At 59.7% G+C, this 9,671-nt stretch carries 10 protein-coding genes; 4 read left to right on the top strand and 6 right to left on the bottom strand.

What is annotated here, in order from left to right; genetic code table 11:
- The first annotated feature begins 147 nt into the window (after nt 1-147).
- On the top strand, nt 148-561 hold the full coding sequence (gene arfB, locus ACE04F_RS22590) for an alternative ribosome rescue aminoacyl-tRNA hydrolase ArfB (protein ID WP_486109996.1): 414 nt from the start codon (nt 148-150) through the stop codon (nt 559-561).
- On the opposite strand, the gene ACE04F_RS22585 is transcribed toward arfB, so the two are convergent.
- The 3 genes from ACE04F_RS22585 to ACE04F_RS22575 all read right to left on the bottom strand — a co-directional run bounded on the left by ACE04F_RS22585 (nt 558) and on the right by ACE04F_RS22575 (nt 2,272).
- Nucleotides 558-1,757, bottom strand: coding sequence for an MFS transporter (locus tag ACE04F_RS22585; protein ID WP_486109995.1), 1,200 nt, complete (start codon nt 1,755-1,757; stop codon nt 558-560). The genes arfB and ACE04F_RS22585 overlap by 4 nt on opposite strands.
- Before the next feature lie 83 nt (nt 1,758-1,840).
- Nucleotides 1,841-2,053, bottom strand: coding sequence for a hypothetical protein (locus tag ACE04F_RS22580; RefSeq protein WP_486109994.1), 213 nt, complete (start codon nt 2,051-2,053; stop codon nt 1,841-1,843).
- Between the two features lie 75 nt (nt 2,054-2,128).
- Nucleotides 2,129-2,272, bottom strand: coding sequence for a hypothetical protein (locus ACE04F_RS22575; RefSeq protein ID WP_486109993.1), 144 nt, complete (start codon nt 2,270-2,272; stop codon nt 2,129-2,131).
- A 288-nt stretch (nt 2,273-2,560) separates the two neighbouring features.
- On the opposite strand from ACE04F_RS22575, the gene ACE04F_RS22570 reads away from it, so the two are divergent.
- Nucleotides 2,561-4,186: a methyl-accepting chemotaxis protein gene (locus tag ACE04F_RS22570; RefSeq protein ID WP_486109992.1), complete on the top strand. Its 1,626-nt coding sequence runs from the start codon at nt 2,561-2,563 to the stop codon at nt 4,184-4,186.
- A gap of 194 nt (nt 4,187-4,380) precedes the next feature.
- On the opposite strand, the gene ACE04F_RS22565 is transcribed toward ACE04F_RS22570, so the two are convergent.
- The 3 genes from ACE04F_RS22565 to ACE04F_RS22555 form a co-directional block, all read right to left on the bottom strand.
- The gene (locus tag ACE04F_RS22565; protein WP_486109991.1) at nt 4,381-5,403 is read right to left on the bottom strand and encodes a transporter; all 1,023 of its coding nucleotides are present in this window, start codon (nt 5,401-5,403) and stop codon (nt 4,381-4,383) included.
- Between the two features lie 181 nt (nt 5,404-5,584).
- The gene (locus tag ACE04F_RS22560; RefSeq protein WP_434601625.1) at nt 5,585-5,890 is read right to left on the bottom strand and encodes a PepSY domain-containing protein; all 306 of its coding nucleotides are present in this window, start codon (nt 5,888-5,890) and stop codon (nt 5,585-5,587) included.
- Between the two features lie 122 nt (nt 5,891-6,012).
- Complete coding sequence (locus ACE04F_RS22555) at nt 6,013-7,140, bottom strand: glycerophosphodiester phosphodiesterase (protein ID WP_486109990.1); 1,128 nt, start codon at nt 7,138-7,140, stop codon at nt 6,013-6,015.
- Nucleotides 7,141-7,374: 234 nt separating this feature from the next.
- Between ACE04F_RS22555 and ACE04F_RS22550 the strand changes: the two genes are divergently transcribed.
- A complete protein-coding gene (locus ACE04F_RS22550) occupies nt 7,375-8,967 on the top strand; it encodes an amidase family protein (RefSeq protein ID WP_486109989.1) in 1,593 nt (530 codons plus the stop codon).
- Between the two features lie 239 nt (nt 8,968-9,206).
- On the top strand, nt 9,207-9,533 hold the full coding sequence (locus tag ACE04F_RS22545; protein WP_486109988.1) for a DUF2025 family protein: 327 nt from the start codon (nt 9,207-9,209) through the stop codon (nt 9,531-9,533).
- Nucleotides 9,534-9,671 lie beyond the last annotated feature (138 nt).

The raw sequence follows: 9,671 nt of genomic DNA, 5'->3' as shown, positions 1-9,671 counted from the left end.
CAACTGACCCACCGCTTTCGCGAGCAGGCTCGCTCCCACATTGGTCCTGCTGTGTTCACAGAGTTTGGGTTCCCAACCATTCTCAGAGGGCAGGGGTTGGATCGGGAATTCGCGGTATCCTGTGGAGCCTGACACCGGACGCTTTCCATGCTGGTCATTTCCAACACCGTGCACATCCCGGACGCCGAGATCGAGCTGACGGCCATCCGCGCCCAGGGCGCCGGCGGGCAGAACGTCAACAAGGTTTCCAGCGCCGTGCACTTGCGCTTCGACATCCCGGCCTCGTCGCTGCCCGAGTTCTACAAGGAGCGGCTGCTGGCCCTGCGCGACAGTCGCATCACCGGCGACGGCGTATTGATCATCAAGGCCCAGCAATACCGCACGCAGGAACAGAACCGGGCCGATGCATTGGAACGTCTGGTCGAGCTGATCCTCAGCGCCACCAAGGTCGAAAAGAAACGCCGTCCGACCAAGCCGACCCTGGGTTCGACAAAACGTCGTCTCGAATCCAAGACCAAGCGTGGCTCGATCAAGGCCGGGCGCGGCAAGGTGGACTTCTAGTGCCTGTCCCGCTCCTCGCGATACCGAGGGGCCTGGCGATACAGGTAGACGCTCAATGCCAGCCCACCGAGGGCTGCCAGCGCGGCGAACAGAAAGATCGAGGCAAAACCGAAACCCGCGGCAATCGCGCCGGCCAACGGACCGGTGATGCCCAGCGACAAATCGATGAACAGTGAATATGCGCCCACTGCCGCCCCACGGCTGGAGGCCGGTACCAGGTTGACCGCTTCCACCCCCAGCGCCGGGAATACCAGCGAAAACCCGAAACCACTCAACGCCGCACCCGCCAGGGCCCACTGCGCATCCGGCGCCAGCCACAACAGCAGCAGGCCCAGGGTTTCCACCGAGAGGCAGGCGATCGCCACCCGGAAGCCACCGAGACGGTTGATCAGGTTGCCGAACAGCAAACGCGCACCGATGAAACTCGCACCGAACAGGCTCAGGCAGAGCACGGCGTTATCCCAATGCCGGGTGGCGTAATACAGCGTGATGAAGGTGGCGATGGTGCCAAAACCGATGGAGCCCAAGGCCAGGCCGCAACCATGGGGCAGCACGCGCCCGAGCACATGCATGAACGGCAGGCGTTCGCCGGTGACGATCGGCGCGGCGGTTTTCGGCCAGGCCAATGCCAGCCCGAGCATTGCCAGCAGGATGATGCTCACGCCCATGCTCCACAGCCCCAGGGACTTGACCAGCCAGACCCCCAGCGGCGCGCCGATCGCCAGCGCGCCGTAACTGGCGATACCGTTCCAGGAAATCACCTTGGCGGTATTGGCCGCGCCGACCCGGCCGATGCCCCAGCCAATCGAGCCGGAGCCCACCAGGCTTTCCGCGCTGCCCAGCACCAGGCGTCCGATCAACAGGCTGCTCAGGCTCAGCGCCGGCATGCCCGCGGTCCAGGCCGAGACCAGCATGAACACGCCGCTCAGGCCGCATCCGGCCAGGCCGAACATGACCGCCCGCTTGCTGCCCAGGTTGTCGATGATGCGCCCCGCATAAGGCCGGCTGAGGAGGGTGGCCAGATACTGCACGCTGATGACCAGCCCGGCGATCACCGCACCGAAACCCAGCTCGCCATGAACGAAGCCGGGCAGTACGGCCAAGGGAATACCGATGTTCAGATAGCCGATGAAAGTGAACAGGACGATGGAAACGACTTGCAGCGTGACCGCCAAGGGGCGCTGGGAATCTGGCATGGGTAAAAAGTCCGCGGGGCAGCTGGATAGATAGGCTGCTTATGATAACGGCGACCGTGCGGGCGAAGCTTGGAAAAGTAGAACTATTTGCCGGACGGCGTCTCGCCAGGGGGTTTGCCAGCGACCAGATGCGTGGTGACGAGAGCGGCCAGGGCATTTTCTTGCGTGCCGAAGCGGGCCAGCAGGGTGGCTTGTTTTTCGGGGGAGAGACGGGTCCAGATATCGACCATTTTCTCAGCGGTGTCGATCAGGACGCTGGCCTGGGCCGGGCTGAAGGAGGAAGTGTCGTCGGTCATGGTGCTGGGCTCGGATTCAGGCGGTGTGGAAAGCGCATCTTAGCGCTTTCCACACAGTCTGTTGGTGCGGGTGTATCAGTCTTCGCTGTCGGCCTGGCGGCGTTCAGTGGCTTGCGGCGGCTCGGGTTGCTGGGCGTCGGGTTGCCCCCCGGCTTGTAGCTTGGGCGTCTGCTCAGGTTCGTGCAGGCTTGGGAAGGGGAGATTCGGAATCTCGTGCATTTCGCGCTCCTCGCAAAGTCTGTTGATCGATCGGGTAGATCCGCGCTTGTACAAAGCGTGGGCAGGATACCCCAGAAGAAATGACAAAAAGACTTTTTAATCCAGGCGGAGCGACAAAAGGAGTTGTCCGGACAGGTCATGTTCACTCGCGGAAAACGACGCCATTACCGGTGGTCGCCAAGGCTCAAGAACAAGGTATGCGTGCCGATGGCATGCTATATCCCGCACGCTCAGTTGCGACAGTGGACCCTGGACATGGACGGTCCTTTTTGCCGAGAGATCGACTCCATGTTTTTACAAAAATCCCTGAAAGCCCAGATCCTGGCGTTGCTGAGCGGCAGCTTGCTGGCAATGCTGCTGATCGCCCTGGCGTCCTTTCATTTCCTTTCCGATGGCATCCACAATTATCGCAACCTGATCAGTGGCCCGTTGCGTGCGTCGCAATTGATCGACGAGGCGAACCTGCAATTCAAGGTCCAGGTCCAGGAATGGAAAAACGTGCTGCTGCGCGGCAAGCAGCCGGCGGAGCTGGAGAAATACTGGAAGCAATTCGAAGACCGTCAGCGCGACGTCCAGGGCATCCTTGGCGACCTGATCAAACACGAGGGTGTTCCGGCGCAGATCAAGACGCGCATCGAACGCCTGCGAGGCGAACATGCCCAACTCGGCGCGGCCTATCAAAAGGGTCGTGATGCGTTTGTGGCGGCTGGCCGCGACGCGGCGGCGGGTGATGCCGCGGTCAAGGGCGTGGACCGGGCGACCAGCGAGCAGATGAGCGAGTTGGTGGTCGAGCTGCACAAATTGGGTGATGAGCAGTCGGCGCTGATCAGTGCCGGTGCCGATCGCACGATCCTGCTGGGCACGGTGATCATGCTCATCTCGGGAGTGCTGATCGGGTTGCTGAGCCTGTGGCTGGTCAACCGCAACCTGGTGCAGCCGATCCGTAACCTGATCGAATACGTGACGCAACTGAGCCGCGGGCGTTTCGCCGAGCGTGTGTCGAGCACGCGCCAGGATGAGCTGGGCGACCTGGCCCTGGCGGCCAACACGTTGCGCGATTTCCTTGCCGAAACCTTCACCCGCCTGCAACGCAGCGCCACCGAGCTGGACAGCGCCAGCGGTGAACTCAACGCCATCGCCAGCCTGATGAGCCAGGGCACCAGCGAGCAATTCGAACGCACCGATCAGGTGGCGACGGCGATGAACGAAATGTCCGCCACCGCCCAGGAAGTTGCTCGCCACGCCGCCGATGCGGCGCAGGCAGCCGATGACGCCGATCATTCGGCGCAGCAGGGCGAGAAAGTGATGCAAGGCACTATTCACACCATCACGCAGATGCGCGGCGAAATTGCCAACACCGCCACGGTGATCCGTCGTCTGGAAGCCGACAGCGGGCGCATCGGCAAGGTGCTGGAAGTGATCCGCGGGATCGCCGAACAAACCAACCTGCTGGCCCTCAACGCCGCCATCGAAGCCGCCCGGGCCGGTGAGGCGGGGCGTGGTTTTGCGGTGGTGGCCGATGAGGTGCGCAGCCTGGCTCAACGCACGGCCTCGTCGATCATCGAGATCAATCAGATTATCCAGACCGTCCAGACCGGGGCGGTGGACGCGGCCCAGGCCATCGAAAGCGGGCAGTCGCGCAGTGAAGAAAGCGTCGAGCAGGTGACCCAGGCCGGCGAGATGCTTGAGCGCATCACCCACGCAGTCGAAGCGATTCGCGACATGAACCGCCAGATCGCCACGGCGGCGGAAGAGCAGACCTCGGTGGCCGAGGACATCTCCCGCAACCTGACGGAAATCACCTGCATCGCCAGCACCAACCTGGACAATGTGCAGCGCACCGAAGCGGCGAGCCGCGATTTGCATGGGTTGTCCGGGCAGCTGAATGAAGTGACGGCGCGGTTGAGTGCTTGACCGTATGTTCCTGATGCAGTAGCCCACCTGTGGCGAGGGAGCTTGCTCCCGCTGGGCTGCATAGCAGCCCCAAAGCCATTCAGCGCGGTGCATCAGGAATAAGATGGTTGGCAGACTTTACGACTGCTGCGCAGCCGAGCGGGAGCAAGCTCCCTCGCCACAAAAGCTCATACGACAGGCAAACAGGGATCGATTCAATAATCCCGGCGCTTGCGGAACGCCCATCGGCCTGCAATCACGGTGAAAGTCGCCACCAGTGCGACGAGGATCCAGAAGCCGTGGGCATCATCGGCCAGCGGCACGCCGCCGACATTCATGCCGAAAAAACCGGCAATGATGTTGATGGGCAGCGCGAGCACCGTGACCACCGTCAGGGTGAACAGCGTGCGGTTGCTCTGTTCATTGAGGTTGGCGGCGATTTCTTCCTGCAGCAATTTTATCCGCTCGCCCAACGCGGTGAGGTCGTTGATGATCAGGGCGAATTCCTCGGTGGATTTGCGCAGCTCCTTGACGTCTTCTTTCTGCAGCCATTGTGGCGGGCGATTGAGCAGCCGCAGCAACGAACCCGGCTCCAATGCCAGCAGGCGTTGCAGACGCACCAGTATCCGCCGTTGGCTGCCCAGTTCGGCGCGGTTGTTGGACACGCGCGAAGACAGCAACTGGTCTTCGATCTGGTCGACGCTGAGGCTGGTCTTGCGCACGATCTGGGTCAGCACTTCGCCCTGGTCACGCAGCAGATGCACGAGCAGTTCCAGCGGCGAACGGAAGCACTCGCCAGCCTTGACCGACGAGCGCAGCTTGTCCACCGAGTGCAATGGCTGCAGGCGTGCGCTGATGATCAGCCGACTGTGAACGCAAACCCACAAGGTGGACACGTCCGACGACGCCAGGTTGCTGAGGTTGAATACCACATCGTTGACCACGGCCAACAAGGCCGAGTCCACGTGCTCGATGCGGGTCGAGCGCGAGCCTTCATGCAGGGCTTCGAAAAACTCCTCGGGCAAGGCCAGATGGTTTTTCATCCAGCGCTCGCAAGCGGCATGAGCCAGGTTCAGATGCAGCCAGAGAAATTCCTCGGCGTCCTCCGGTTGCTGCAGGCATCGCAGGGCCTGGGCCGAATCGATCTCTCGCCCGCGCTCGCCGGGGCGGAAGCGAAACCCGTAGAGCAGGCCGAACAGATCCGGATCGCGGTGGCTTTGATCGATGCTGTGATTCATGCGGGCTCGCTGGCGGGAGTGCCTGCCGTGGCGATGACAGGTTCACTTAGCGGCATCATTGCAGGGTTGTTTGAAGGTTTTGTGACGGTTGGACTGGGTTGGCGGTCAGCAGCGGTTTACTTTCGGCGGATGCAAAGAAGCCACGCAACCTGGAAGTTGCGCGGCTTCTTTTGACGACGGATTAAGTATCTTGTTTGTTGCTCAGGACTTTGCCAGTAGTTGCGTCAAAGTCGACATCCCACTCCTGGCCCTTGGCGTCGCGCACTTCGACTTCATATTCGTAACCGTTGAAGTGGTTATCCAGATCGGTGTCGGTGATCGTGCCACCCGGGTGCAGCTTCAGCACTTCTTCATTCATCGATTCGAGCGACTTGATCTTGCCGTCCTTGACCAACTGAGGAACCTGGTCGATTCGTACATCAGCCTGGGCCAGGCCGGCGGTGAGGGTCAGGGCGGCAGCGGTGAACAGGGCAGTCAAAGTTTTCATATTGTCTTTCCTTGGTGTCGTTAAAGGTTGATTCGTTTAAGTGGGTTCAGATTATCTCTGGCAACTTAATTCACCCTTAATTCGGAAAACTTGTAGCGGATGCGCCGATCCGCTGCTGTCCATCAGTAACCGTTTTTCTGCAAAAGTTGCGTCACGCTGCCTGTTTCAGGGCGTTTGAAGTACTTGAGCAATTCGCTGGCCCGGTTGGTGAAAATGCCGTCCACACCGGCATCCATGACTTTCCTGAAGTCCACCGGCTCATCCACCGTATAGACATGCACCAGCAAACCCTGATCGTGGGTGTACTGGTTCATCCAGGGTTTCACCAGATCCGCATAACTCTGGCTGCCGCCGTGGGTCAACGCTGCCGACGGGCCGGTGCCGATAGCGCCCTGGGCCTTGGCGTACTGGATCCATTGTTCGAATTCGGCCTTGTCCTTGGGTTCCTGTTTCGCGTAGTAGAGCGCCTTGTCGGTCTCGCCGGACTCGGCAAACGGCACCTTGGACTTAGGCTCGATATTGCCTTCGCCGACCCACAGCAACAGGATTTTCGGCACCTTCGGCATTTCCTTGTGCAGCAGTTCCAGGCTGCTCTTTTCGAAGGTCTGCAATACCACCTTGCCTTTGCCCTGGCCGACACCGAGGGCGCGCTTGGCCAGCTTGGAGCCGGACGGGCTGAGCCAGCCACGGTCCTGCAGCTTGTCCTTCAGGTCGCGCTCGATGCCAGGGAACAGCTTCGGCTCCTTGGTTTCGATGTACAGCCCCGGCTTCTGTTGCGGGTTGCCCTCGGCGATGTTGATGACTTCATCCAGAGTCAGGATCTTCAGGCCGACAAAGGCAGGACGCGCACGCTCCGGGTAGGCCGCGTTGAACCAGCTGCCGGCGTCCAGCGTCTTGAGTTCGGCCATGGTGAATTGGTTGGCGGTGCTGTCCTTGCGCTCCGGAAATTTGGTAGCGACATCGGTGGTGCGCAACAGGCTATCGTCGTGCAGGACGAACAGCACGCCATCCTTGCTGCGCTGCAGGTCGAGTTCCAGATAATCGGCGCCCAGGTCGCGGGCCAGTTTGTAGGCCGCGGCGGTGGACTCCGGTGCATCGAACGAGGCGCCGCGATGGGCGATGACCGCAGGGTGAGGGATGCCCTGCTGGGTAGCCAGGGCCTTGGGACTCGACACCTCGGCGGCGTGTGCCTGGCCCAAACCGAGCATCAGGCTCAGCATCAACGCGCTACGGGTAAAGGTGACGGGCATGCTCGATTTCCTTTCGTGGGGGCAAAGATCTCTTTTTTATCAACTGAACGCGCTCAGCGCTATCGTCACGTGCGGAAATTGTCGTGGGCGGTGGTTATTTTCCGGCTTGTCTGCCCCATCTACCCGTCCGCAATATGGATTAACAGTTCTAGCAGTGCCTGTGTTTTTTTCGACCCTTACTATGCGCGGCAGAGCAAAACAGTAAGTTCGTATTCTCCATATCAAGGGACTGACATGACTAATCGAAACACATTATGGAAGGCTAAGCTCTGGGCTTTATCGTTCATTGCACTCGCGCCCCAAGCCCAGGCAGCAACAACTGAAAATGACAGCCAGGCCTACGAGTATTTGAGTATCACGGAACTCAATCAACGATTGAACGACAACCAGCTTACGTCGGCGGAGTTGGTGAGCTATCTGAACAATCGGATCCAGACTCTGGATAAAGAAGGTCCTCAGCTCAAAGCTGTTCTCGAATTGAATCCTCAGGCCCTGGCAGACGCAGCGTTACGCGACAGTGAGCGCGCGAGCGGTAATGTTCGAGGCCCGCTGCACGGTATACCGGTATTGATCAAGGACAATATCGACACCGCAGACCTGATGCAGACATCCGCCGGCTCACTGGCGATGGTCGGGATGCCGGCTGCGCAAGACGCATTCGTCGTCAGGCAACTGCGCGAGGCTGGCGCCATTATCCTGGGCAAAGCCAACATGAGCGAATGGGCCGGCATGAGGGATTGGAGAGTGCCGTTGGGTTGGAGCGGCCGAGGTGGCCAAGGACTCAACCCGCACGTGTTAAGCGCAGGTACCTGTGGCTCCAGCTCGGGCTCGGCCGCTGGCGTGGCTGCGGGTTTCGCACCCATTTCGGTGGGCACCGAGACCAATGGCTCGATCATCTGCCCATCCGCCGTCAATGGCATTGTCGGCTTCAAACCCAGTCTTGGGCTGGTGAGTCGCTCAGGTGTCATTCCGGTTACCCGACGGCAGGATACCCCCGGGCCGATGGCCCGCACGGTTTACGATGTCGCTTTGTTATTGAACCATCTGGTTGGGGCCGATCCATCCGACCCTCCTACAGGCAGTGCTCCTCAAGATAATGATTACACCAGTGCCTTAACTACCGAGGCGTTACAGGGGAAACGTATCGGCGTGGTGTTAGATGATGGACTAAAGCCCTTGAGTGCTATTCCACTATTGCCCACCGTCATGAATGCCTCGGATCGTACACAATGTGATTTAGGTAACGGGATGGTCCACGACCTCAGTCCTCAGTTCTGCGCAGCGCTGAAAATTATTCAGAGTAGTGGAGCTACCCTTGTTCCGGTGACTTTGAATTTTCCAGATATAAACGATTATTTACAGGTGTTGCTAGCGGGGATGAAGCTTGAACTGCAGACTTACTTCAATACGCGCAACGGTTCGCCAATCGGAACGCTGGATAACCTGATCGTGTTCAATGAGCAGCATCCGGGTGAGGAGAATCATGGCCAGCAGGTGCTCGAACAAGTCCATGCGCAAACGTTGAACGAAGAACAAATAGATGCTCTGTGGCTACCGATACACAGCCGTTTTAGAAGCATGATTGACACTCTATTCTCTAATCACACGCTGGATGCGCTGGTGGCCGACCTTGACGGCGTATCCCAGCCGAGCGCGGCGATAGCTGGCTACCCTATCATCACCGTACCCTCTGGCACGGAGCAGGGCGGTGAGCCTACGTCCATCTCGTTTATCGGTTCGATGTGGGAAGACGCCGGGTTGTTGGGATTCGCCTATGCCTATGAACAGGCTTCATTGAAACTTGTCCATCCAACCTTCAGACCTTAACCGAGGTGCCGACCTGATGATCGGGATGGGTTGATCTCCTTTCGACGCTGCGCGATTCATCAGGCTCGCTTAGCGAGGTTGCGCTGAATGACGCTATTGCGATGCTTTTTCAGGTCGGTCTACGTTAATCTAGGCCACATCAGTTTCCCCGATAGAGGGAAACCTTAACTCCAGCATTCGCTTGCCTTGCGTGTAAACCATCGATCAGACGTCCCTCGGGACGCATCATGAGGTTTACCATGCGCATCACTTCGACACTCATCTGCCAGACTGCCGACCAGCTCCGGGGCTTCGTCGGCCTGAACCGCAAGACCGGCCAGCACATCGTGCGTTTCAGCGAAGACTCCTTTGGCATGGACGTGGCCGCCGACGGCATCATCCCCACCTGCGAATTCGTCTGGGCTCTTGCGGCAGGCGGCACCATGGTGCTCAAGCGCGAGCGAATACAGCTGTTGCTGGACCAGAACATCGACGACCGGATCAACCTCACCGAACCGCTGCGGGTGTACGTGGCCCGCCAAGACTTGCCGGAAATCGTAGCGGTGCGGCAGTTGGTCGACAGTTGAACCTGGCCGTAATGCCCCTGTGGGATTTGGGTCGAGCCCGATATCTGGGCTCAATGAGGACCAATGTGGGAGCGAGCCTGCTCGCGAAAGCATTGGATCAGTCAACATCGCGGTGGCTGACGTGCCGCCTTCGCGAGC

Source organism: Pseudomonas sp. AGC41, from assembly GCF_057334555.1.
The sequence above is the reverse complement of the archived record's forward strand: the minus strand, read 5'-3'. Positions and strand labels throughout refer to the sequence as shown.

Coding starts and splice junctions, on each gene's coding strand:
- arfB (WP_486109996.1), top strand. CDS start 148: ATGCTGGTCATTTCCAACACCGTGCACATCCCGGACGCCGAGATCGAG.
- ACE04F_RS22585 (WP_486109995.1), bottom strand. CDS start 1,757: ATGCCAGATTCCCAGCGCCCCTTGGCGGTCACGCTGCAAGTCGTTTCC.
- ACE04F_RS22560 (WP_434601625.1), bottom strand. CDS start 5,890: ATGAAAACTTTGACTGCCCTGTTCACCGCTGCCGCCCTGACCCTCACC.
- ACE04F_RS22555 (WP_486109990.1), bottom strand. CDS start 7,140: ATGCCCGTCACCTTTACCCGTAGCGCGTTGATGCTGAGCCTGATGCTC.
- ACE04F_RS22550 (WP_486109989.1), top strand. CDS start 7,375: ATGACTAATCGAAACACATTATGGAAGGCTAAGCTCTGGGCTTTATCG.
- ACE04F_RS22545 (WP_486109988.1), top strand. CDS start 9,207: ATGCGCATCACTTCGACACTCATCTGCCAGACTGCCGACCAGCTCCGG.
- ACE04F_RS22575 (WP_486109993.1), bottom strand. CDS start 2,272: ATGCACGAGATTCCGAATCTCCCCTTCCCAAGCCTGCACGAACCTGAG.
- ACE04F_RS22580 (WP_486109994.1), bottom strand. CDS start 2,053: ATGACCGACGACACTTCCTCCTTCAGCCCGGCCCAGGCCAGCGTCCTG.
- ACE04F_RS22565 (WP_486109991.1), bottom strand. CDS start 5,403: ATGAATCACAGCATCGATCAAAGCCACCGCGATCCGGATCTGTTCGGC.
- ACE04F_RS22570 (WP_486109992.1), top strand. CDS start 2,561: ATGTTTTTACAAAAATCCCTGAAAGCCCAGATCCTGGCGTTGCTGAGC.